This window comes from Bacillota bacterium (assembly GCA_029961055.1).
Taxonomy (GTDB): Bacteria; Bacillota; Sulfobacillia; order JAIMAT01; family JAIMAT01; genus JAIMAT01.
In genome coordinates, this window is the sequence record JASBVM010000048.1 from 44,078 (window position 1) to 65,661 (window position 21,584).

The 21,584-nt window shown below is 73.6% G+C and carries 21 protein-coding genes; 12 read left to right on the forward strand and 9 right to left on the reverse strand.

Going from position 1 to position 21,584, the window contains the following annotated elements:
- Nucleotides 1-30 precede the first annotated feature (30 nt).
- The 3 genes from QJR14_10070 to QJR14_10080 form a co-directional block, all read right to left on the reverse strand.
- Entirely contained in the window at nt 31-828 is a 798-nt protein-coding gene (locus QJR14_10070) for a type III pantothenate kinase (GenBank protein ID MDI3317944.1), read from the reverse strand.
- Nucleotides 829-885: 57 nt separating this feature from the next.
- A complete protein-coding gene (locus tag QJR14_10075) occupies nt 886-1,656 on the reverse strand; it encodes an ECF transporter S component (protein MDI3317945.1) in 771 nt (256 codons plus the stop codon).
- Nucleotides 1,657-1,867: 211 nt separating this feature from the next.
- Entirely contained in the window at nt 1,868-2,320 is a 453-nt protein-coding gene (locus QJR14_10080) for a DUF441 family protein (GenBank protein MDI3317946.1), read from the reverse strand.
- A gap of 188 nt (nt 2,321-2,508) precedes the next feature.
- Between QJR14_10080 and QJR14_10085 the strand changes: the two genes are divergently transcribed.
- Complete coding sequence (locus tag QJR14_10085) at nt 2,509-3,348, forward strand: phosphosulfolactate synthase (GenBank protein MDI3317947.1); 840 nt, start codon at nt 2,509-2,511, stop codon at nt 3,346-3,348.
- Here QJR14_10085 and QJR14_10090 read toward each other — a convergent pair.
- The 5 genes from QJR14_10090 to QJR14_10110 all read right to left on the reverse strand — a co-directional run bounded on the left by QJR14_10090 (nt 3,333) and on the right by QJR14_10110 (nt 8,694).
- Nucleotides 3,333-4,310, reverse strand: coding sequence for an NAD(P)-dependent oxidoreductase (locus tag QJR14_10090; protein ID MDI3317948.1), 978 nt, complete (start codon nt 4,308-4,310; stop codon nt 3,333-3,335). The genes QJR14_10085 and QJR14_10090 overlap by 16 nt on opposite strands.
- A 19-nt stretch (nt 4,311-4,329) precedes the next feature.
- Nucleotides 4,330-5,268: an amidohydrolase family protein gene (locus QJR14_10095; protein ID MDI3317949.1), complete on the reverse strand. Its 939-nt coding sequence runs from the start codon at nt 5,266-5,268 to the stop codon at nt 4,330-4,332.
- A 62-nt stretch (nt 5,269-5,330) separates the two neighbouring features.
- Nucleotides 5,331-6,095 carry a succinate dehydrogenase iron-sulfur subunit gene (sdhB, locus tag QJR14_10100; GenBank protein ID MDI3317950.1) on the reverse strand — a complete coding sequence of 255 codons (765 nt, stop codon included), beginning with the start codon at nt 6,093-6,095 and terminating at the stop codon, nt 5,331-5,333.
- 31 nt (nt 6,096-6,126) lie between these two features.
- Entirely contained in the window at nt 6,127-7,815 is a 1,689-nt protein-coding gene (gene sdhA, locus QJR14_10105) for a succinate dehydrogenase flavoprotein subunit (GenBank protein MDI3317951.1), read from the reverse strand.
- 78 nt (nt 7,816-7,893) lie between these two features.
- Nucleotides 7,894-8,694 carry a succinate dehydrogenase cytochrome b558 subunit gene (locus QJR14_10110; GenBank protein MDI3317952.1) on the reverse strand — a complete coding sequence of 267 codons (801 nt, stop codon included), beginning with the start codon at nt 8,692-8,694 and terminating at the stop codon, nt 7,894-7,896.
- Here QJR14_10110 and QJR14_10115 point away from each other — a divergent pair.
- From QJR14_10115 to QJR14_10130, 4 genes are all read left to right on the forward strand, one after another.
- On the forward strand, nt 8,671-10,341 hold the full coding sequence (locus QJR14_10115) for an AarF/UbiB family protein (GenBank protein MDI3317953.1): 1,671 nt from the start codon (nt 8,671-8,673) through the stop codon (nt 10,339-10,341). The genes QJR14_10110 and QJR14_10115 overlap by 24 nt on opposite strands.
- 105 nt (nt 10,342-10,446) lie before the next feature.
- Entirely contained in the window at nt 10,447-11,250 is an 804-nt protein-coding gene (locus QJR14_10120; protein MDI3317954.1) for a class I SAM-dependent methyltransferase, read from the forward strand.
- Entirely contained in the window at nt 11,250-12,332 is a 1,083-nt protein-coding gene (ychF, locus tag QJR14_10125; GenBank protein ID MDI3317955.1) for a redox-regulated ATPase YchF, read from the forward strand. Before QJR14_10120 ends, ychF begins: the two co-directional genes overlap by 1 nt.
- A gap of 39 nt (nt 12,333-12,371) precedes the next feature.
- On the forward strand, nt 12,372-12,785 hold the full coding sequence (locus QJR14_10130) for a HutP family protein (GenBank protein ID MDI3317956.1): 414 nt from the start codon (nt 12,372-12,374) through the stop codon (nt 12,783-12,785).
- A gap of 44 nt (nt 12,786-12,829) precedes the next feature.
- Here the strand turns inward: QJR14_10130 and QJR14_10135 are convergent, their stop codons facing one another.
- Nucleotides 12,830-13,888: a GGDEF domain-containing protein gene (locus QJR14_10135; protein MDI3317957.1), complete on the reverse strand. Its 1,059-nt coding sequence runs from the start codon at nt 13,886-13,888 to the stop codon at nt 12,830-12,832.
- 254 nt (nt 13,889-14,142) lie between these two features.
- On the opposite strand from QJR14_10135, the gene aroH reads away from it, so the two are divergent.
- Genes aroH through aroB form a run of 7 tightly spaced genes read left to right on the forward strand, consistent with a single transcriptional unit; the run spans nt 14,143 to nt 21,571 of the window.
- The gene (gene aroH / locus QJR14_10140) at nt 14,143-14,538 is read left to right on the forward strand and encodes a chorismate mutase (GenBank protein MDI3317958.1); all 396 of its coding nucleotides are present in this window, start codon (nt 14,143-14,145) and stop codon (nt 14,536-14,538) included.
- On the forward strand, nt 14,538-15,590 hold the full coding sequence (gene aroF, locus QJR14_10145; GenBank protein MDI3317959.1) for a 3-deoxy-7-phosphoheptulonate synthase: 1,053 nt from the start codon (nt 14,538-14,540) through the stop codon (nt 15,588-15,590). Before aroH ends, aroF begins: the two co-directional genes overlap by 1 nt.
- A gap of 12 nt (nt 15,591-15,602) precedes the next feature.
- Nucleotides 15,603-16,523 (forward strand): prephenate dehydrogenase, encoded by a 921-nt coding sequence (locus QJR14_10150; GenBank protein ID MDI3317960.1) that lies wholly within the window; start codon nt 15,603-15,605, stop codon nt 16,521-16,523.
- Between the two features lie 2 nt (nt 16,524-16,525).
- On the forward strand, nt 16,526-17,803 hold the full coding sequence (aroA, locus tag QJR14_10155; GenBank protein MDI3317961.1) for a 3-phosphoshikimate 1-carboxyvinyltransferase: 1,278 nt from the start codon (nt 16,526-16,528) through the stop codon (nt 17,801-17,803).
- A complete protein-coding gene (locus tag QJR14_10160) occupies nt 17,800-18,675 on the forward strand; it encodes a shikimate dehydrogenase (GenBank protein ID MDI3317962.1) in 876 nt (291 codons plus the stop codon). The genes aroA and QJR14_10160 overlap by 4 nt, the downstream gene beginning before the upstream one ends.
- Entirely contained in the window at nt 18,660-19,913 is a 1,254-nt protein-coding gene (gene aroC / locus QJR14_10165; GenBank protein MDI3317963.1) for a chorismate synthase, read from the forward strand. The genes QJR14_10160 and aroC overlap by 16 nt, the downstream gene beginning before the upstream one ends.
- Nucleotides 19,904-21,571, forward strand: a complete 1,668-nt coding sequence (gene aroB, locus QJR14_10170) for a 3-dehydroquinate synthase (protein MDI3317964.1) — start codon at nt 19,904-19,906, stop codon at nt 21,569-21,571. Before aroC ends, aroB begins: the two co-directional genes overlap by 10 nt.
- Nucleotides 21,572-21,584 lie beyond the last annotated feature (13 nt).

The window sequence follows — 21,584 nt, forward strand, 5'->3', positions numbered from 1 at the left end:
CCCGAGACTGGGGCCGGCGGTCCAGCCGGCCTAGTCGGCGTCGGCCTGGAGCGCCGGTTCGCGGCTCTGGTTCCTGCGGTAGATGATCTCCAGCCCCGTGAGCGTCAGGAAGGGATCGACCCTCTGGATCGTCTCGCTCTCCGCCGCCACCAGCTCGGCGTAGCCCCCCGTGGCCACCACGGCGGAGCGGCTGCCCAGCTCCCGCTGGATGCGGCGGACCAGCGCGTCCACCTGTCCCGCGAAGCCGAAGAGGATGCCGGACTGCATGGACTGGACCGTGTTCCGGCCGATCACCCGGGGCGGCCGCACCAGCTCCACCCGGGGCAGCTTGGAAGCGTGCTCGAAGAGCGCCTCCGTCGAGATGCCGATGCCGGGGGCGATGGCACCCCCCAGGTAGGCGCCGGTGGCGTCGACCACGTCGAAGGTGGTGGCGGTCCCGAAGTCGACCACCACCACCGGCCCGCCGTACTGCTCGAAGGCGGCCACGGCGTCGACGATCCGGTCGGCGCCCACCTCCCGGGGGTTCTCGTAGCGGATGGGCATGCCGGTGTGGACTCCGGGCCCCACCACCAGCGGCTCCACGTGCAGCTCCTGGCGGAGGAAGCGGACGATCGCCGCCAGGGAGGGCGGCACCACGCAGGCGACGGCTGCCCCGTCGACCTCCTCGGGCCGCTCGCCGGCCCGGTCGAAGAGCACCTTGAGCATCACCGCCCACTCGTCCGCCGTCCGCTCCGGGCGGCTGGAGACCCGCCAGTGGCGGACCAGGCGGCGTCCGCGGTAGAGACCGATCATGGTCGTGGTGTTGCCCATGTCCAGCGCGAGTAGCACTTCCTCCGCTCGCCTCCGCTTGCAGACGTCTTCGAGGTCGTCGAAGCCTCCCGCCGCTCAGCCCGCGGCGCCGGTGGTCTCGCTGGCGCCCTTCGCCAGGCCGATGCGGCGCAGCGCCCGGTAGACGGGGACGGTCAGGAGCATGGCCACCAGGGCCTCCGGAAGTCCCTGCACCACGCCGATGCCCAGCGCGATCTGCCAGGGCAGGTAGCCCCGCAGCGTCACCAGGGTGAGGACGCCCACGGTGTTGGTCAGGCTGCCCAGGAGAGCCGCCAGGGCCGGGCCCGTCTCTCCCCGCCGCAACCAGCGGAGCACCAGCCAGGCCGCGCCCGCGGCCACGCCCAGCGATGCGGCGAGGCTCAAGGGCGTCACGCCCGGGTAGGGGGACTGGACGGAGGTGGGGATGCCGTTGGTCAGCCGGTAGGTGGCATCCCCCAGGGCGAGCGCCACCAGCGCGGCCACCGCCCAGCGGCCGGCGCGGCTCTCCGCCGCCCGGAGCGAGGCGTAGGCGACCAGCCCGATGAGGATGCGGGGGACGAAGGCGACCAGCGGGTCGCTGAACATCACCCGGGCGACGGGGTTGGCGGCGTGGGTGAGCGCCTGCCAGTAGCTGAAGGTGCCGAAGAGGAGGCCGGCCCAGGCTCCGGCCAGCGGCCCCTCCGCCAGGGCGGCCAGGATGACCGGGATGTGGATGGTGGTGGCGGAACCGGCCGGCGTCGGCACGGGGATGAATCCGAGGGGGGTGAGGCCGAGGACGACCACCAGCGCCCCCATGAGGGCGGTGACCACCAGGCTGCGGGTACGCGAATGGGCCTGCGCGACGTGCACGGGAATCCCTCCGTTCCGGCTCCGCTCCCGCGGATGCCGTTCGTCGGACTGCGCCTGTCGCCTGGAATCCGTCCGGAAGGCGGTGCGAGCCGAAGCTTTCGCCCGCCGGGACGATCCGGGCTGCTCCAGTATACACGGAGGGGGGCCGGGGCAGGAACCGCCCGCGCCCGCCGGCGGGCCGCGGAGGGGGCGGGCCGGGGGAGACCGGCGCTCAATCGAGGAAGCGCGCCAGGATGGCGGTCAGACCCGCGGCGATCAGGGGCCCGGTGGGCACTCCGCCCAGGAGGACGCCGACGATGGAGCCGACGATCAACCCCACCATGACGGAGGGCTGGCGGGCGAGGAGGTCGACGCCGTCCTTGGCCACGTAGGCGGCGGCGGCGCTGACCACGACGGCGACGAGACCGGCGGGGCGGAGGAGCTCGCCGACGAAGTGGCGCAGGGAGATGCGGCCGTCCGCCACCGGAACCAGGATGGCCAGGATGAGCAGGAAGATGCCGGCGCTGATCCCGTACCGGCCGAGGAGGTGCAAGAGGGGATCGGCGCCTGCCAGGCGGAGGAGGATCAGCACCGCCGCCGAGCCGGTCAGCAGGCTGTTGCGCGAGACCAGGCCCAGCGCCAGGAGAAGGAGCAGGATGAGCATCGGCTCGGGCACCGAGAGCATGACGCCGCCTCCTCAAGGGGTGGCCCCCACCAGCCCCCTGTTATTCGGGCCGGCGCGGATTATGCCGAGGGCTCACCTCGGTCAAGCGGGGCCGAATAGCCTGCTGCCGTGACACGCGGGCGGAGCGGGTTCAGGCGGCCCGGCCACGGACCTGGGCCGCCGCTCCGGCAGCGGGAGGAGGGGAGCACGTGCGCGGACGCGGTTGGTCGGAGGCCTTCCCGTACCCCGTGGAGGGGCGTCAGGCCAAGCCCCGCGACGAGGGGCTGACCATGGTCATCGACAAGGGCCTGGGCTTGGAGCAGACCCGCGACCTCCTGGAGCTGGCGGCGGAGCACGTCGACATGATCAAGCTCGCCTTCGGCACCTCGGCCCTCTACCCGTTGGAGCGGCTGAGGGAGAAGGTCCGGCTGATCCAGAGCTACGGGATCCCCGCCTACCCGGGAGGCACGCTCCTCGAGGTGGCGGTGGTGCAGGGGCGCTTCCAGGACTTCCTGGACGAGGCGGAGCGGATCGGGTTCGAGAAGCTCGAGGTCTCCGACGGCACCATCCCCATGACCCCGGACGTTCGCGCGGAGATCATCCGCATCTGCCGGGAGCGGGGCTTCGCGGTGGTCAGCGAGGTGGGGAAGAAGCACCCCGCCGACCGGGTACCCTCCAGCAACCTGGTGGAACAGGTGGCGGCCGACCTGGAGGCCGGCGCGAGCCACGTGATCATCGAGGGGCGCGAGTCCGGCAAGGGGGTGGTGATCTACCACGAGGACGGCTCCATCGACGACGACGAGCTGGAGTACATCGTGCGCAGCGTGCCGGACGTCCGCCGGCTCATCTGGGAGGCGCCGAGGAAGTCGCAGCAGCAGGACCTGGTCCTTCGCTTCGGCCCCAACGTCAACCTCGGCAACGTCCACCCGGAGGACGTCCTGGCCTGCGAGGCGCTGCGGGTCGGCCTGCGCGGCGACACGCTCCGGGCGGCTCTCCTCCGCCATCCCGAGCGCTTTCCCTTCCCCTACGCCCTTCAGCGGGACGGCTGAGCGCCGCCGGAGCGGCCGAGGCGGTGCGGCCGCCGCCCGGCCGGGGCCGCGGACCCGGGGAGGCGCCGCCCCAGTTCGAGCAACAGCCGTCGCTCGATGCGGGCCAGCGCCTCCCGGCTCCAGCCGGCCACGTGCGGGGTGAGGAGGACCCGGGGGTGGCCCGCCAGCGGATCGGGCCGGGGAGGCGGCTCCTTCCGCACGTCCAGCGCCGCCACGGCCGGGCGACCCCGTTCCAGGGCGCGCGCCAGCGCCTCCTCGTCCAGGAGGTTGCCGCGAGCCGTGTTCACCAGGATCGAGCCGCGCCGGAAGAGGCGGAACCGCTCCTCGCCCAGCAGGTGGTGCGTCTCGCGCGTGAGCGGCAGGTGGAGGCTGACCACGTCGGAGCGGGCGATCAGCTGGTCCAGCTCGCTCCAGCGGACTCCCGCGGGAGGCGGCTCGGACAGGCTCCGGGGCGGCAGGGCCAGGACGGTCAGCCCCCAGGCGCCCGCCAGCGTCGCCACCCGGCGGCCGACGGCTCCGAAGCCGACCACGCCCCAGGTGGCGCCGGCGAGCTCGCGACCTGCCAGCTCCAGCCGTTCCGAGGCGGTGGCCCGGCTCGAGCCGAGGGCGCGGTGGAGCTGGCGTGCCGCCGCCAGGGCCAGCGTCCAGGTGAACTCCGCCGTCGCCTCGGCGTTCTCGCCGGGGGCGGCCAGCACCTCCACCCGGAGGCGGCGCGCCGCCTCCAGGTCCACGTTGTCCAGCCCCGACCCCAGCCGGGCGAGGACCCGGAGCTCGGGCGCCAGGCGGGCGAGCAGGGGCGACCCGACCTCGGTCCGGTTCCGGACCACCAGCGCCCAGGGCCTCCGCCCTGCCGGCAGCTCCCCGTGCGCCAGCGCGCGGCCGTCGACGTAGACCGCCTCGTCCATCCGCCGGAGCGAGCGCCAGAAGAGCGGCGAGACGGGTTCCGCCACCCAGACGGTCATCCACCTTCCCCGGCGGAGTCTATGCGCGCTCGCTCCACTCCTGCAGCCCGAACAACCGGGCCGCGTTGCCGCCCAGGAAGAGGCGGATGGCCTCCTCGGGCCAGCGCAGGTAACGGGCCGCCCTGAGCTGGTCGGCCAGGTAGCGGACGGAGAAGCCGCGGGGGAACCAGCTGGAGTCCGTGCCGAAGAGGATCCGCTCCGGCCCCACCATCTCGTAGGCCTTCTGGAGCAACGACTCCAGCGTGAGCGGGTAGGGCATCCAGCGCATCCACTGGTTCGAACCGGAGGTGTCGATGTAGATGTTGGGCAGGCTCCAGCAGAGCTGGAGCAGATCCTGCCAGTATCCGGCGCCGAAGTGCGGGATGATGAAGGGGATGTCCAGGAACTCCCGCGCCACCGGCCAGAGCGTCAGCGGGCTCATCCGGGGCGAGTAGACCACGCCGCCGGCGTGGCCGAGCAGGCCGAAGTGGATCAGCACCGGGATGCGACGGTCCGCCAGGTACTTCCAGATGGGGCGGAGCGAGGGATCCTCGAACGGGACGGGCATCCGCGGCCCGAACATCTTGTAGCCGACGAAGCCGAACTCCTCGACGCCACGCCGGAGCTGCTCCAGCGCATCCGGCGCGGTCGGATCGTGGTGGACCATCCCCAGGAAGCGATCCGGATGGCGGCGGACCACCGCCGCCAGGCGCTCGTTGCCGCCCCCGGTGACGAAGCAGACCCGCTCCACGCCATGACGGTCCAGCTCCTCGACCCAGCGGTCGGCCAGCTGCTCGGCCTCCTCGGGGGTCGACGGCGGTGGCTCGGGGGGACCGGGGAACTGCCATTCTTGGCGCATCCGCTCGTCGCGCTCGCGGGCGTAGGCGACCAGGGCGGGATGCTGCGTGCCCGCCGGCGGCCAGGCACCGTAGACGAAGTGGACATGGGTATCCAGCACGCGGAACCCTTCGTAAGCCATGGCGACACCTCCGCGGGAAGGCCCGCCGGAGAGGGCGGCGGGCCTTCTTCATCCTGTCCCGATCAGGCGCTCTTCGACTTGCTGGCGAGCCAGCGCGTGAAGCCGCGGGCGATGGTCTGCCGGTTGGCCTCGGCGATGGCGGTGGTGAGCGGGATCCCCTTGGGGCAGGCGCGGACGCAGTTCTGCGCGTTGCCGCAGTCCTCGACGCCGCCGGGCTCCATCAGCGCGTCCAGCCGCTCGTCCGCGTTGTAGCGTCCGGTGGGATGGGCGTTGAAGAGGACCACCTGCGCGATGGGCTGCGCGCCGATGAAGCGCGACTGGGGCCCGTAGTTGGGGCAGACCTCCAGGCAGACGCCGCAGGTCATGCAGCGCGAGAGCTCGTAGCGCCACTGCTGCTCCTGGTCGGAGATGCGCGGTCCGGGTCCCAGCGGGTAGGTGCCGTCGAGCGGGATCCAGGCCTTCACCTTCTTCAGGTTCTCGAACATGCGCGAGCGGTCGACGATCAGGTCGCGCACCACCGGGAAGGAGTGCATCGGCTCCAGGGTGATGGGCTCTTCGACCTTGTCCACCAGCGTGGAGCAGGCCTGGCGGGCGCGGCCGTTGATCACCATGCTGCAGGCGCCGCAGACCTCCTCCAGGCAGCTGGACTCCCAGGCGACCGGCGTCGTCGGCTGCCCGGCGGCGTTGACCGGGTTCCGCTGGATCGCCATCAGCGCGCTGATCACGTTCATCCCCGGCTCGTAGGGGACCTCGAAGTCCTCCCAGCGGGGCGTCGCCTCGGGGTTCTCCTGCCGCCGGATCCGCAGCTTGACACTCTCTCGGGCCACAGGCTCTCTCCCCCTCCGATTCCGAGCGGTCTCAGTCGTACTTGCGCGGGCGCGGCGGGATGAGCGAGGTGTCCACCGGCTCGTAGCTGAACTTCGGCCCGTCGGGCGTGAAGGTGACGATGGTCGTCTTCAGCCAGTGCTCGTCGTCCCGCTCGGGGAACTCGGGCTTGTAGTGGGCGCCCCGGCTCTCGTTCCGGTTGAGCGCGCCCAGGGTGATCGCCCGCGCCAGCTGGAGCATGTGGTAGAGGTGGGCGGTGAACTGCACCGACTGGTTGGTCCAGCGCCCGGCGTCGGGGGTGCCGATCCGCTGCCAGCGCTCCAGCAGCTCCTGGATCTTGGCGTCGGTCTCGCGGAGCCGGTCGTTGTAGCGGACCACCGTCACGTTGTCCGTCATGATCTGGCCCAGCTCCTGGTGGATGCGGTACGGGTTCTCCGTGCCGTCCATCCGGTAGATCCGCTCGTACCACTCCTCCGCGCGCTTCCTCTCCGCCTCGAAGAGGCTCTCGGGCAGGTCCCAGGCGTCCCGGTCCAGCCCCTCGACGTGCTTCTGGATGGTGGGCACCACCGCCATCCCGTCGTAGATGCAGGAGAGCAGCGAGTTGGCGCCCAGCCGGTTGGCGCCGTGGTGCTGGTACTCCGCCTCACCGGCGCCGAAGATGCCGGGCACCGACGCCTGCATGCCGTAGTCGACCCAGAGGCCGCCCATGTTGTAATGGACCGTGGGGAAGACCTTCATGGGCACCTTGCGCGGGTCGTCGCCCACGAACTTCTCGTAGATCTCCAGCACGCCGCCCAGCTTCCGCTCCAGCACGTCCGCGGGGATGTGGGTGACGTCCAGGTAGACCATGTTCTTGCCGTCGATGCCCAGGTGCTGGTTGACGCAGACGTCGAAGATCTCCCGCGTGGCGATGTCCCGCGGCACCAGGTTGCCGTAGTGCGGGTACTTCTCCTCCAGGAAGTACCAGGGCTTCCCGTCCTTGTAGACCCAGACCCGGCCGCCCTCGCCGCGGATCGACTCCGACATCAGGCGGTTCTTGTCCCCGCCTGGGATGGCCGTGGGATGGACCTGGATGAACTCGGGGTTGGCGTACTTCAGCCCCTGCTGATAGAGGATGCTGAGCGGCGCCCCGTCGTTGATGATGGAGTTGGTGCTCTTGCCGAAGATGACGCCCAGCCCGCCGGTGGCGATCACCACCGCGTTGGCGCGGAAGGCCCGGATCTCCATGGAGTGGAGATCCTGGGCGATGATGCCGCGGCCGATCCCCTGGTCGTCGATCACCGCCCCCAGGAAGTCCCACATCTCATACTTGGTGACGGCCCCCTCGACCTCCCAGCGCCGGACCTGCTCGTCCAGGGCGTACATCAGCTGCTGGCCGGTGGTGGCGCCGGCGAAGGCGGTGCGGTGGAACTGGGTGCCGCCGAAGCGCCGGAAGTCGATCAGCCCCTCGGGCGTCCGGTTGAAGGGCACTCCCATGCGGTCGAACATGTAGATGATGTCGGGCGCCGCCTGGCACATGCCCAGCACCGGTGGCTGGTTGGCCAGGAAGTCGCCGCCGTAGACCGTGTCGTCGAAGTGCTGCCAGGGCGAGTCCCCCTCGCCCTTGGTGTTGACGGCCCCGTTGATGCCCCCCTGGGCGCAGACCGAGTGCGAGCGCTTGACCGGCACCAGCGAGAAGAGGTCGACATGGAAGCCCGCCTCGGCCGCGCGGATGGTGGTCATGAGCCCCGCCAGCCCGCCGCCGACGACGATGATCCGGTTCTGCTTCGCCAAGATCGTTGCCCCCTTTGCCCACGCCGCTTACGCCACGAAGGCGATGGCCGAACCCACGCCGAGGACGCTGAGCGCCACGAAGAAGACGGCCAGCACCCACTGGGCCACCCGTTGCGCCCGCGGGCTGATCAGGATCCCCCAGTTGATCCCGAAGAGCCAGAGACCGTTGGACAGGTGCCAGGTGGCGGAGAGGATGCCGAGGATGTAGAAGGCCAGACCCCAGGGGCTGGACAGCTCGCCGGCCACCTTGGCGAAGCTGGCGCTGGGCCCGACGAAGCGTATCGTGAGCACGTGGTAGACGATGAAGACGAAAACAATCACGCCCGTGGCGCGCTGAAGCAGAAAGAACCAATTGCGCGCGAACGGGTAACGATTCACGTTGTACCGGGCGTCCCGCATGACGACGAATCCGTAAACGGCATGATAAAGAATCGGAAGATAAATGAGGAGAGTCTCGACCACGATGAGCGCCGGAAGGCTTTCCAGGAGGCGGACGACTTGGTTATAGGCGGCAGGCCCGGCAAAGGCGGCCGAATTGGCCCAGAGGTGGAAGATCAGAAAGACGCCGACGGGGACGACACCGCTCAGCGAATGCAGTCGGCTCCAGAAAAAGTGGCTGACGCGCAATCGGCCTCTCTCCCTTCGCCGTGCGCCCGGTCGAAGCCGCCGAGCGGCGGCAATGTTCCTCGACACGGGTAAAAGTATAGCACCGGCCCTAGGTGATCCACCCGATCCCGGGGAGGCGAGGGCGGCCGCGTCGGCTGCGAGCGGCGGATGGATAGAATGGCCAGAGGAGGTAGGGTCTTGCTCGGTCGCCGCACCCGTCATCTGGACCGGTTTCGGCAGGTCGCCCGGACGCTCGGCCGCTTCGGCTTCGGCTGGGTGCTGGGCCAGCTGGGCCTGGCCGGTCTGGCCCCGCTGACCCCGCTCCGCGGCCGGCCCGAGCTGGCGAGGCTGAACCGCGGCGAACGGATCCGCATGATGCTGGAGGAGCTGGGCCCCACCTTCGTCAAGCTGGGACAGCTCGCCTCCACCCGCTCCGACCTTCCCCCGGACATCCTCGCCGAGCTGAGCAAGCTCCAGGACCAGGTCCCGCCCTTCCCCTACGCCGAGGCGCGACGGCTGGTCGAAGGCGAGCTGCGGCGACCGCTGAGCGAGACCTTCCGCGTCTTCGACCCGGTGCCGGTGGCCGCCGCCAGCCTGGGGCAGGTCCATCACGCGGTCCTCCTCGACGGCACCGAGGTGGCCGTCAAGGTGCAGCGACCCGGGGTCCGGCGGCAGGTGCGCGTCGACCTCGACCTGCTGCGGGAGCTGGCGGCGCTGGCCGACCGGCGTCTCCCCCAGCGCGGCCCGACCAGCTTCGTCGAGATCGCCGAGGAGCTCGCCCAGATGCTGGACAGGGAGCTGGACTACACGCAGGAGGCGAGCCACGCGGGTCGGATCGGCCGGTTCTTCGCCGGTTCGGACGAGGTGGTGATCCCGCGCGTCTACCCGGCGCTCAGCACCAGCCGCCTGCTCACCCTCTCCTGGGTGGAGGGGACCCACCTCAGCCGCATCCTGGCCGGCCAGGACGGCGTGAACGATCCGGAACGGGTGGCGCGCCGGATCGGCAGCTCGATGTTCGACCAGATCTTCAAGCTCGGCCTCTTCCATGCCGACCCGCACCCCGGGAACATCCTGGTGCTGCCCGAGGGCCGGATCGCCTACCTCGACTTCGGCATGGTCGGGCGGCTGGGGCCGCGCCGCCGCGAGCAGTTCTCCTCCCTGGTCGTGGCGCTTCTCGAGCGGGACGCGAGCAAGATCGTGCGCGCCATCCTGGAGATGGGCATCGCCCCGGACGATCTCGACCTCCCCCGCTTCGAGGAAGAGGTGGAAGAGGTGCGCGACCGGTTCTACGACCGGCCGCTCCGCCAGATCCCCATCGGCGAGGCGGTCCAGGCGGTCCTGGGCCTCGCCTGGCGGTACCGGATCCGCATTCCCGGCGACTTCTCCACCCTGGGCAAGACGCTCATCACCCTGGAGGGGGTCATCGAACAGCTGGCGCCTGAGGTGAGCGTGGTCGAGCTGGCGGAGCCCTACGGGCGGGAGCTCCTGTGGCAGCGCTTCGACCCGCGCCGGGTCGCGCGCAGGGTGACGGACTCGGCCGGCGAGACCGTCCGCGACCTGAGCCAGGTGCCGCCGGCGGTGGTGCGTCTGCTGCACCGCGCGGAGGCCGGCCGGATCGGCTTCGAGGTCCGGGCGGAGCAGCTGGACCGGGCGGTCCGCGCCATCGAGCGGAGCACGGGCCGGCTGGCGACCGCCGTGCTCCTCCTCGCCCTCAGCGTCCTGGCCGCCGGCCTGCTGGTGGCCGCTGCGCTGCAGGCTCCGGTGGGGCTCCTCCACTCGCCCCGCCTCGTGCAGGGGTCGCTGGCGATGGGGGCGGTCCTCGTGCTGGCGCTCCTGCTGGAAACGATCCGCATGCTCCGGGGCCGCTGACCGCGCCGACCGGGGGCGGCCGGGCCCGGCGCGCCCCGCTTGACGGCCTGGAAGGGCCGCCGGATAGTGACTAGCATGACAGGGCAGGGCTGCCGGAGGTGCGCCGTGAGGCCGTACAGCTTCTTCGCCCGGTTCTACGACCGGGTGATGCAGGCGATCCCGTACGCCGAGTGGATCGAGTACGTCGAGGCGATCCTGGAGCGGTTCGAACACGAGCCCGCCAGCGTGGCCGACCTGGCGTGCGGAACGGGGAACACCACGCTGCCCTGGGCGCGGCGCGGCCTTCGCGTCTACGGGGTCGACCGCTCGCCGGAGATGCTGGACGAGGCGCGCCGCAAGGCGGCCGAGGAAGGGCTGGAGGTGGGCTGGCTGGAAGCGGACCTCCGGGACTTCCTGCTGCCCGAGCCGGTGGAGCTGGAGACCTGCCTCTACGACAGCCTCAACTACCTGACGGAGGCGGACGACCTCGAGGCGGCCTTCCGGGCGGCCTACCGGAACCTTCAGCCGGGGGGCCTGCTGGTCATCGACATGAACACGGAGTACAAGCTGCTCCACGTGGAGCCCGAGACCTACTACTACCGTTCCGGGGAGGGGCCGGAGAAGCCGGAGGAGGAGTGGCACCTGATCTGGGAGCACGGCACCAACGCGGCCGAGCAGCTCTGGGAGGTCCGGCTGACCGGCTTCCTGCCCAAGCCGGGCCACCCGGGCTGCTACGAGCGCTGGGAGGAAGTCCACCGGGAGAGGGGCTACCCCGCCGCCGAGGTGGAGCGGCTCCTGCGGCGCGCGGGCTTCCGGGTGCTGGCCGCGTACGACGCCTATACCTTCGACCCCCCGGTGCCCGTCTCCGACCGGATCTTCTGGGTGGCCCGGCGCCCCGGCGGCTCCCGGCGCCTGGTGAGGCGAGGCTGATGCAGATCGGGATCATCGGTCTGCCGCTTTCCGGCAAGAGCACGCTCTTCCGCCTTCTCACCGGCGGGCGGACGGAGGGAGCGCGGGCCGGGGGACGCGCGGACGTCCGCGTCGGCGTCGCCCAGGTGCCGGATCCGCGCCTGGACTTCCTGGCGGGGCTCTACCACCCGAAGAAGGTGACGCCCGCCACCATCCAGCTGACGGAGACCATGGGCTTCCTGCCGGGGGAAGGGGACCGGGCCCGGATCAACGAGTTCCTCAACGCGGTCCGCAGCTCGGACGCGCTCATCCACGTGGTCCGCACCTTCGAGAGCGCCGGACTGCCTCACCCGCGCGGCCGGGTCGACCCGCTGGCGGACGTGCGCGACCTGGACCAGGAGCTGCTCCTGGCCGACCTGGCCGTGGCCGAGAGCGCTGCCGAGCGCCTCCGCCAGTCGAAGCGGCGCAGCGAGGAGGAAGGGGCGACCCTGGAGCTCCTGGAGCGCGTCCAGGAGGCGCTCGGCGCGGAGGTGCCCGTGCATGACATGGGTCTGAGCGAGGAGGAGCTCCGCCTCCTCCGGAACTACGCCTTCGTCACCGCCCGGCCGCTCCTGCTGGCGCTCAACCTGGCCGAGGAGCAGTGGTCCGCCCAGGAGATCCCGGGTCGCGAGGCACTGGAGGAGTACGCCCGCCGCCACGGCGAGCGGGTCGTCCCCTTCTGCGCCCAGGTGGAGCTGGAGGTGGCGGAGATGGAGCCGGGCGACCGCGAGGAGTTCATGCGCGCCTACGGCATCGAGGAGACCGGGATCGAGCGCATCGCCAAGGCGGCCTACGCCTCGCTGGGCCTGATCTCCTTCCTGACGGCGGGGGAGGACGAGGTGCGCGCCTGGCCGGTGCCGGCGGGGACCACCGCCAGGCGGGCGGCGGGGAAGATCCACTCGGACCTGGAGCGCGGCTTCATCCGCGCGGAGGTCGTCGCCTTCGACGACCTGGCCCGCCTCGGCTCGATGAAGGCGGTGCGCGAGGCGGGGCTCCTCCGGCTCGAGGGGAAGGAGTATGTGGTCCGGGATGGCGACATCCTCAACATCCGCTTCAACGTCTGAGGCCGCGCGGATCGGGGGCCGAGCCGGGGGTGGGGGCGCGTGCCGGACAACCTGAGCGTCGGGCGGGCCGCGGTCCGCATGGCCATCTCGCGGACGCGCGAGGAAGAGGGACGGCTCAAGGAGGAGCTGCGCGCGGAGGGGATCGCCGCCGCGGCGGTCGACCTGGGCGGCGACTTCGTCACGAGCCTGGCCAAGATGGTGGAGCGGGCCATCGTCGCCGCCCGGCGGGAAGGGGTGGTCCGGCCCATCCACGCCCACGAGGGCGCCGTCGCCGGAGCGGCGCGCGAGGCGCTGGGCATCGTGGGCCAGCGCGCCCTCGGGTTCAACATCGGCGGCAAGCTGGGCATCGCCCGGGGCGGAGGCCACCTGGCCGTGGCGGTTTTCGCCGGGGTCGGCCTGGTCTATCTCGACGACGTGGCCATCGGCCTCGCGCACCGGGCCGTGCCGGAGTAACCGATGGGGCGCCGGACCGTGCCGCCCGGCACTTCTGCCGCCGGTCAGCGGTCGCCCCGCCGGCCGGGTTGCGGCTTCCTCCCGTAGAGCCTCTCGTCCACCAGCGCCAGGAGCTCCTCGGCGCTCCCCGCGTCGCGGCTCTCCGCCACCCCGAAGGTGAAGCCGAGGCGAGGCACCGGGCTGGCCGCCCCCTCCAGGGGGCCGGCGCCACCGGCCTCCAGTTGGCGACCTCTCTCGGCCTGGGTGAAGAGGGCCACCTCGGCGTTGGCCGCCTGGGTCATCCGCTGGGCGACGCGCTCGGCCACCGCGCGGGCGGTCCGCTCCTCCGTCTCCGGCAGGAGCAGGATGAACTCGTCGCCGCCGTAGCGGGCGGGCAGGTCGGAGAGGCGGACGGCCTCGGCCATGGCCCGGGCCGCCGCGGCCAGGACGCGGTCGCCCACGGGGTGGCCCACCCTGTCGTTGACCAGCTTGAAACCATCGGCGTCGAAGAGGACCAGGGAGGTCGGCCGGCCGCTGCGGGCGCTCCGTTCCAGCTCCTGGCGGAGCTGCTGGAAGAAGTGACGCCGGTTGGCGAGGCCGGTCAGCTCGTCGGTCATGGCCGAGGCGGCCAACGCGTTCTGGAACCGCCTCCGCTCGTCCGCCAGCGTTCCCAGCGCCCAGCCGGTCACGAGCAGGACGACCGCCAGGGCGCCGTCCAGCGGCAGAAGGTACGGCCGCCGGGCCAGCCCGTCGATCAGCACCACCAGCGCGGCGGGCAGGACGCCCAGGGCGACCGCCCGTCGCCGGTCCAGCGCCATGGCGTAGAAGAGGAAGGCGAAGAGGTAGAGCGACTGGGCGTACGGGAGCGGCAGGAGCGCCTGGGCGGCGGCAAGGGTGCCGAAGTCGAGCACCGCCGAGGCCAGCAGCCAGGCGGGGAGGTGCACACGCCGCAGGAAGCGGACGGAGAGCAGGATGGCCGTCGCGTAGAGGAGGGCGAAGAGCCCGAGGAGGAGGAATTCCAGGCTGCGAGCCTGCGGGACGAGGGTGACGAGGATGGCCAGGCTGGCCGCCCAGACGGCGAGCCGGGCGAGAGAGGTGGTCTGGCTGGTCTGCCGGCTCCGCACGCCGTGCACCCCCTGGGTCGGAGAGGGTTTCCACCGTGTCCATCGACCTCCTGCCATCCCGCCGAAGAGCCTGCGGCTTCTTGCCGTACCGAGCCTCCTGTGGTAAAGTGCAGCGCAAATCCGGCCGCCCCGGGCGGACGGAGCGGAGCACGGAAAGACGGTAGGGGCTGTGGGAGGTTCCCGTGGGCAAGACGGAAAGACGGACTTCCCCCCAGGCGGGTGACGGACGCCTCTTCGTTGCGGCTGCGCAGGCCGTGACCCGCGGCGTGCGCGGGGCGACCACCGCGGAGAGCGACACGCCGGCGGCCATCCGCGAGGCGACCCAGGAGCTCTTGCGCGAGCTGAGCCGGCGGAACGGGTTCCGGCCGGAGGAGCTGGCCGCCCTTTTCTTCACCCTTACGCCGGATCTGACGGCGCTCTACCCGTCCAAGGCGGCGCGCGAGCTGGGCTGGATCCACGTGCCCCTGCTGGATCTGGCACAGGCGCCGGGACCGGGCTCCCCGCCCCTCTGCATCCGGGCGCTGGCGCTCTGGAACACCCGGAAGCGGCCGGAGGAGATTCGACACGTCTACCTGCGCGGCGCGGCGGGCTTGCGCCCCGACTTGGCCGGCGACGGGGAGGGGGAGGCGGGTTCACCTTGGTCATCGTGATGCGTGAGGGCGCGGAGGCTGCAGCCGTGGAGCGGGTGGTCCGGGCGGTGGAGGAGCTGGGCCTGCAGGCCCACCGCTCAGACGGCGAGCACCGCTCGGTGGTGGGTGTCGTCGGGGACGTCAGCCGTCTTTCGGAGGAGCTCTTCCTGCGCCTGCCGGGGGTGGAGCAGGTGGTCCGGCTGGAGCACCCGTACAAGCTGGCGAGCCGCGCCTTCCGTCCCGAGGGGACGCGGGTCTGGGCGGGGCCGGTGGAGATCGGCGGGCCCGGGATCGCGGTGATGGCCGGCCCCTGCAGCGTAGAGAGCCGCGAGCAGCTTCTGGAGGCGGCCGAGCGCGTCCGCGAGGCGGGCGCGACGCTCCTTCGGGGCGGCGCGTTCAAGCCGCGGACCTCGCCCTACAGTTTCCAGGGCCTGGGGGTCGAGGGGCTCCGGCTCCTGGCCGAGGCGCGTCGCCAGACGGGCCTGCCGGTGGTGACCGAGGTGATGGCGCCCCAGGAAGTGGAGCTGGTGGCGGAGTACGCGGACGTCCTCCAGGTGGGCACCCGGAACATGCAGAACTTCTCCCTCCTCAAGGAGCTGGGCCACGCGGGCAAGCCGGTCCTGCTCAAGCGGGGCATGGCCGCCACCACCGAGGAGTGGCTCCTGGCCGCCGAGTACGTCCTCGCCCACGGCAACCCCGACGTCATCCTCTGCGAGCGGGGCATCCGCACCTTCGAGCACGCGACCCGGAACACGCTGGATCTCAGCGCGGTCCCCCTGGTCAAGCAACGGAGCCACCTGCCGGTGGTGGTCGACCCCAGCCACGCCACCGGCCTCTGGGAGCTGGTGACCCCCATGGCGCTGGCGGCCGTGGCGGCGGGTGCCGACGGCCTCCTCATCGAGGTCCACCCCGACCCCTCCCAGGCGCTCTCCGACGGACGCCAGTCGCTGCGCCCCGACCGGCTGGCGCGGCTGGTGGCCCAGGCCGACGGCGTGGCGCGGGCGGTCGGCCGCTGGATCCTCCGGCCGGAGCAGGCCCTCGAGCGGCGGCCTGCCGCAGCCGCCGGCCGCTAGGAGGCGGCCGCCGTGCGCGAGCGGGCGGTGGCCATCCTCGGCCTCGGCCTGATCGGAGGCTCCATCGGCCGCGGCCTCGCCGGCCTGACGCGGCGACTCGGCTACGACCCCGACCCGGAGGCGCGCCGTCTCGCCGTGGAGGGGGGCGCGGTGGACGAGAGCCACCCGGAGCCGGGCCCCTGGCTGGGCGAGGCTTCCATGGTCCTCCTCGCCGCCCCGGCGGGCGCCCTGCCGGAGCTGGCGGCCCGGGCGGCGCCGTGGCTGGCGCCCGACGCGGTGGTCACCGACGTGGCCGGCGCCAAGGCGCGCGTGGCGGCGGCGCTGGCTCCCTTGCTCCCGCCGGGCCGGTACGTGCCCGGCCACCCGATGGCCGGGAGCGAGCATTCCGGCGGGCGTTACGCCGAGGCCGGCCTCTTCCGCGACGCCGTCTGGTTCCTCTGCCCGCCGCCGGGGTTGCAGGCAGGGGGCGGGGCCGAGGCCGAGGGCGAGAGCGCCTGGCGGCGGGTGGCGGCGCTGGTGGAGCGGCTGGGAGCGCGGCCGCGGCGCATCTCCGCGGAGGAACACGACCGCTGGGTCGCCCGGACGAGCCACCTTCCTTATCTGGTCGCGGCGGCGCTGGCCGAGGTCGCGGCCGAGGAGGATCCCGCGGAGATCCGCCAGGCGGTGGCGGGCGGCTTCCGCGACACCACCCGGGTGGTGGGGATGGATCCCGGGGTGGGCGCCGGCATGTGCCTTTCCAACCGGGACCAGCTGCTCCACGCCCTGGACCGTTTCCACGCGGCGCTGGACCGGCTCGAAGAGGCGCTCCGCCAGGACCGGGCGGAGGAGATGAGCGCGCTCCTGGCGCGGGCCCGGGAGGCGCGGGCGGTACTGCTGGAGGCGGGGGGCGGCGAAAGGGAGTCGCCGGTCTCCGCGGGGGGTGAGCTGCGCTGAGGGTGGAGCCGCTCGACCGGCCGCTGCGGGCTGTGCTCCGGCCGCCCGGGGACAAGTCGGTCTCGCACCGGGCGCTCCTCCTGGCGGCTGCGGCCAAGGGGCGCTCGCGCATCGCGGGGCTCGGCCCGGGCGCCGACGTCAGGAGCACGCTGCGCGCCCTGGCGTGCTTCGGTCCCCGTTTCGAGGAGCGCGACGGCGCCTGGGAGGTGGAGAGCCCGGGGCTCGACGGCTGGCACGAAGCGGAGGACGTGATCGACTGCGGCAACTCCGGCACCACCCTCCGGCTCCTCAGCGGCCTCGCCGCGACACGGCCCTTCCTGACGCTCCTGAGCGGCGACGGCTCGCTCCGGCGCCGGCCGATGGACCGGGTGGCGGAGCCGCTCCGCGCCATGGGCGCGCGGGTCGACGGGCGCGGGGCGGGCCGCTACGCCCCCCTGGCGGTGCGCGGCGGCGAGCTCCGCCCGCTCCGCTGGCGCAGCCCGGTGGCCAGCGCCCAGGTCAAGTCGGCGATCCTCCTGGCCGGCCTGCGCGCCGGGGGCGAGACGGCGGTGGAGGAGCCGGCGCCCAGCCGGGACCACACCGAGCGGCTCCTCGCCTGGCTCGGCCTGCCGGTGGCGACCGAGGGGCGGCTCGTCCGCCTGGCGGGTCCCGCCACCCCTCCGCCCTTCCGGCTGGAGGTGGCGGGGGATCCTTCCAGCGCCTTCCCCTGGGCGGTTCTGGCCGTCCTGACGCCGGGCTCCGAGCTGGAGGTGGAAGGGGTGCTCCTCAACCCGCTCCGCCTGGGCGGATACCGGCTTCTCCAGCGGATGGGCGCCGACGTGGAGTTCCTGCCCGAGCGCCAGGAGGCCGGCGAGCCGGTGGGACGGATCCGGCTCCGCTCCTCCCCGCTCCGCGCCGTCCGCGTGGACGAGGACGAGGTTCCGGCGGCGGTGGACGAGCTGCCCCTCCTGGCCGTGGCCGCCTGCGCGGCCGACGGCGAGAGCCACTTCCGGGGGCTGGGGGAGCTGCGCGTCAAGGAGAGCGACCGCGTGCGCGCCATGGCCGAGGGGCTGGCGGCCATGGGCCTTCCCGTCACGGAGGAAGGCGACGGCTGGCGTGTGCGCGGTCCGGGGCGCGCCCGCTCGGCGCGCGTCTCCAGCCTGGGCGACCACCGCGTGGCCATGGCGCTGGCGGTGGCGGCCTGGGCGCTCCTCCGGCCGGGCGAGGCGGTGGAGCTGGAGGGGGCGGAGAGCGTGGCCATCTCCTACCCCGGCTTCTTCCGCGAGGTGAGGCCGGCGTGATCCGCCTGGCCGTGGTGGGCGACCCGGTGGCGCACAGCCTCTCGCCCGTCCTGCAGCGGGCCGCGCTGGCCGCGGCGGGCCTGGCCGGCAGCTACACCGCCCTGCGGGTGGAGCGGGGGAGGCTGGCCGAACGGGCGGCCGAGCTGGAACGGGAGGGCTTCCTCGGGCTGAACGTGACCATGCCGCTGAAGGAAGAGGCGCTGACGCTGGCCGCGGCCGCCTCGCGCCGGGCGCGCCGGGCGGGGGCGGCCAATACGCTTCGGCGCCGGCGCGAGGGCGGCTGGGAGGCGGAGAACACCGACGTGGAGGCGGTGGCGGGGGCGCTCCGGGAGGCGGGCTGGCCGCCGGGTCCCTCCCTGATCCTGGGGGCCGGCGGGGCGGCGGCGGGGGCGGCGCTCGCGCTGGGTGAGCTGGGCGCCCCCCGGGTCGTCTTCCTCGCCCGCAACCGGGCGAGGGGAGAGCGGTTGGCGGCGCGGCTGGCCGCCTTCTACCCGGGCACGGGCTGGGAGGTGGCCGACTGGCCGACGGGGGGCGCCGCGGAGAATCTGCAGGGCCGGGGCCGGCCGGCGGCCACGCTCCTGGTCCAGGCGACCCCGCTGGGCATGGAAGGAAGCGGGGCCCTCCACCCCTTCCCCCCGGAACGCTGGCTGGAAGTCCTCGCGCCCGGGGGTTGGGTGCTGGAGATGGTCTACCGGCCGCTGCGGACGCCGCTCCTGGCGGCCGCCGCGGAGCGGGGCTTCCGCAGCGTCGACGGGCTGGAGCTCCTCCTCCGGCAGGGTGCGGCCTCCTTCACTTACTGGACCGGGCGACCGGCCCCCCTCCGCGCGATGCGGGCGGCCCTGGAGGAGGTGCTGGCTTGTTCCGCTGGCTGACCGGGGGCGAGTCCCACGGTCCGGGGCTGACGGTGGTGGTGGACGGGCTGCCGGCAGGCGTGCCGCTGGCCGCGGAACGGCTTGCGGCGGAGATGGCGCGCCGCCAGCGCGGCTACGGACGGGGCGGGCGGATGCGCATCGAGCGGGACCAGGCCCGCTTCCTGGGCGGCGTCCGGCACGGCCGGAGCACGGGAGCCCCTGTCGTCCTCTGGATCGAGAACCGGGACTGGCCGACCTGGGAGGCGGTGATGGACCCCGCCGGAGCGGCTCCCGCCACCGGGGCCGGCGAGGTCACCGGTTCCGCCCCCCTCACCGCCGCCGAGCGGCGAGCGGCGCCGGTGGAGCGGCCGCGGCCGGGCCACGCCGACCTGGCCGGGGCGCTCAAGTACGGCCACCGCGACATGCGGGACGTCCTGGAACGGGCGAGCGCCCGGGAGACGGCGGCGCGGACCGCCGCCGGCGCGGTCGCCCGCGCCTTGCTGGAAGAGCTGGGGATCGAGGTGGGCAGCTTCGTGGAGCGGATCGGTCCCGCCGCCTGGGAGCGAGAGCCCGCCTTCCCCGCCGATCCGGATCCGTGGCGCCGCTGGGCGGAGGCGGCCGAGGGCTCGCCCGTCCGCTGCCCGGACGGCGCCGCGGGGGCGGCCATGATGGCCGCCATCGACGAGGCGCTGCGGGCGGGCGACACGCTGGGAGGCCGCTTCGTCGCCTTCGCCCTGGGCGTCCCCCCGGGCCTGGGCAGCTACGTCCAGTGGGACCGGCGCCTGGACGGGCGCCTGGCGCAGGCGATCCTCTCCATCCCGGGGGTGAAGGCGGTGGCCGTGGGAGCGGGCGAGAGCATGGCGGAGCTGCCGGGCTCGCTCGTCCACGACCCGCTCGAGCCCGACCCCCGCGGCCCGCGGCCCGGTCGCTTCCACCGCTCCAGCGACCGGGCGGGGGGGATCGAGGGCGGGGTGACCAACGGGGAGCCGGTGGTGGTCAGCGGCGTGATGAAGCCGCTGGCCACGCTGCGGAAGGCGCTGCCGTCGGTCCACATGCCCAGCGGCCGCCCCGGCGACGCGACCTTCGAGAGGTCGGACGTCTGCGTGGTGCCGGCGGCGGGCGTGGTGGCCGAGGCGATGCTGGCCCTGGTCCTGGCCGAAGCGCTGCTGGAGAAGTTCGGCGGCGACAGCCTGGAGGAGGTCCGCGGACGCCTGGAGGAGCGGCGCCGCGCCTGGGAGGCGGGCTGGCCGTGGGCGTGACCGCGGCGGGCCGGTCGCCGGCCCCGCGCCTGGCGCTGGTCGGGCTGAGCGGGAGCGGGAAGGGGACGGTGGGCCGCCTCCTCGCGCGCAGGCTGGGAGTCCCCTTCCTGGATCTGGACCGGCTGGTGGAGCTGGAGGCAGGCGCCCCCGTGGCCGCCATCTGGTCGGCGGAGGGCGAGGAAGGCTTCCGCCGCCGCGAGGCGGGCGCGCTGGAGCGGGCGCTGACGCTGGAGGCGGTGGTGCTCGCCACGGGCGGCGGGACGCCCCTCCTGCCCGGCGCGATGGAGCGGCTCCTCGCCTGGGGAAGGGTGGTCTGGCTGGACGCGCCGCCCGAAAGGCTGGCCGCGCGGCTCGAGGGAGAGGAGGCGCGGGCGCGGCCGCTCTTCCGGGGGGGAAGGCCGCTGGAGCTCCTCCGCCGCCAGCTGCAGGAGCGCTCCCCGGTCTACCGGCGCGCGATCCGGGTGGAGGCGGGCGGACCGCCCGGGGAGGTGGCGGAACGGGTCCGCGCGGCCGCCGCCCTGGGCGAGGACTGCCCGCCCCTCGAACCGCGCCTTCTGCCGGTGGGCGACCGCTACGAGGTGGAGATGAGCCTGGCCGCGCCCGAGCGGCTGGCAGGCTGGCTGGCGCAGCAGGGCGCCCGCCGGGCGGTGATCCTGGCCGAGCCGCTCACCGCAGCCCTGGCCGGCGTCGAGGTGGAGGAAGCCTGCCGCCGGCGCGGCCTGCGGGCGGAGCTCCTCCTCTATCCGGGCGGCGAGGAGGCGAAGCGCCTCCCGACGGTGGAGCGCCTCTACCACGACCTTCTCCGCCTCGGCGCCGACCGCTCCACCTGGCTCCTGGCCGTCGGCGGCGGCGTCACCACCGACCTGGGCGGCTTCGTCGCCGCCACCTTCCTGCGCGGGCTGCCCTGGGTGGCGGTGCCGACCACGCTGCTCGCCCAGGTGGACGCAGCCATCGGCGGCAAGACCGGCGTCGACCTGGAAGAGGGGAAGAACCTGGTGGGCGCCTTCTACCCGCCCCGGCGGGTGGCGGTCGATCTGCGCTGGCTGATGGCGCTGCCGGGTGAGCTCTTCCTCGAGGGGATGGGGGAGGTGGTGAAGGCGGCGATCATCGCCGGCGAGCCCCTCTTCGGCTGGCTTGAACGGGAGCGCCCGGCGATCCTGGCGCGGCGGCCCGAGGCGCTCCAGACCCTGGTCGCGCGCGCGGCGGCGGTCAAGGCGGAGGTGGTGGCCGCCGACGAGCGCGAGGCCGGCCCGCGGGAGGTGCTCAACCTGGGGCACACCTTCGCCCACGCCCTGGAGGCGGCCAGCGGCTACCGGCTCCGCCACGGCGCCGCGGTGGGCGTGGGCCTCCGCCTGGCCGCGCGGCGGGCGGCGGAGGAAGGGCTCCTGCCGGAGACGGAACGGGCGCGGATCGAGGCGCTCCTGGACGCCTACGGGCTGGGCGCCCCGCCCGGGCGGCTCGGCGAGGCGGCGCTGGGCGAGGCGCTGGCGGTGGACAAGAAGCGGCGGAGCGGCCGGCTCCGCCTGGTCCTGCCCAGGGCGGTGGGCGACGTCCGCACCGGCCACGCCTGTGACGCCGCCGACCTGGCGGCGTGGCTGGCCCGCGCCGTGGAGCGGTTATCCTGGGAGGCGGGGCCGGTGGGCGGTCCGGCTTCCTGAGGGTCGCAGGCGT

Coding starts and splice junctions, on each gene's coding strand:
- QJR14_10080 (MDI3317946.1), bottom strand. CDS start 2,320: ATGCTCTCGGTGCCCGAGCCGATGCTCATCCTGCTCCTTCTCCTGGCG.
- QJR14_10090 (MDI3317948.1), bottom strand. CDS start 4,310: ATGACCGTCTGGGTGGCGGAACCCGTCTCGCCGCTCTTCTGGCGCTCG.
- QJR14_10095 (MDI3317949.1), bottom strand. CDS start 5,268: ATGGCTTACGAAGGGTTCCGCGTGCTGGATACCCATGTCCACTTCGTC.
- sdhA (MDI3317951.1), bottom strand. CDS start 7,815: ATGACCACCATCCGCGCGGCCGAGGCGGGCTTCCATGTCGACCTCTTC.
- QJR14_10110 (MDI3317952.1), bottom strand. CDS start 8,694: ATGACGGGTGCGGCGACCGAGCAAGACCCTACCTCCTCTGGCCATTCT.
- ychF (MDI3317955.1), top strand. CDS start 11,250: ATGCAGATCGGGATCATCGGTCTGCCGCTTTCCGGCAAGAGCACGCTC.
- aroF (MDI3317959.1), top strand. CDS start 14,538: ATGCGTGAGGGCGCGGAGGCTGCAGCCGTGGAGCGGGTGGTCCGGGCG.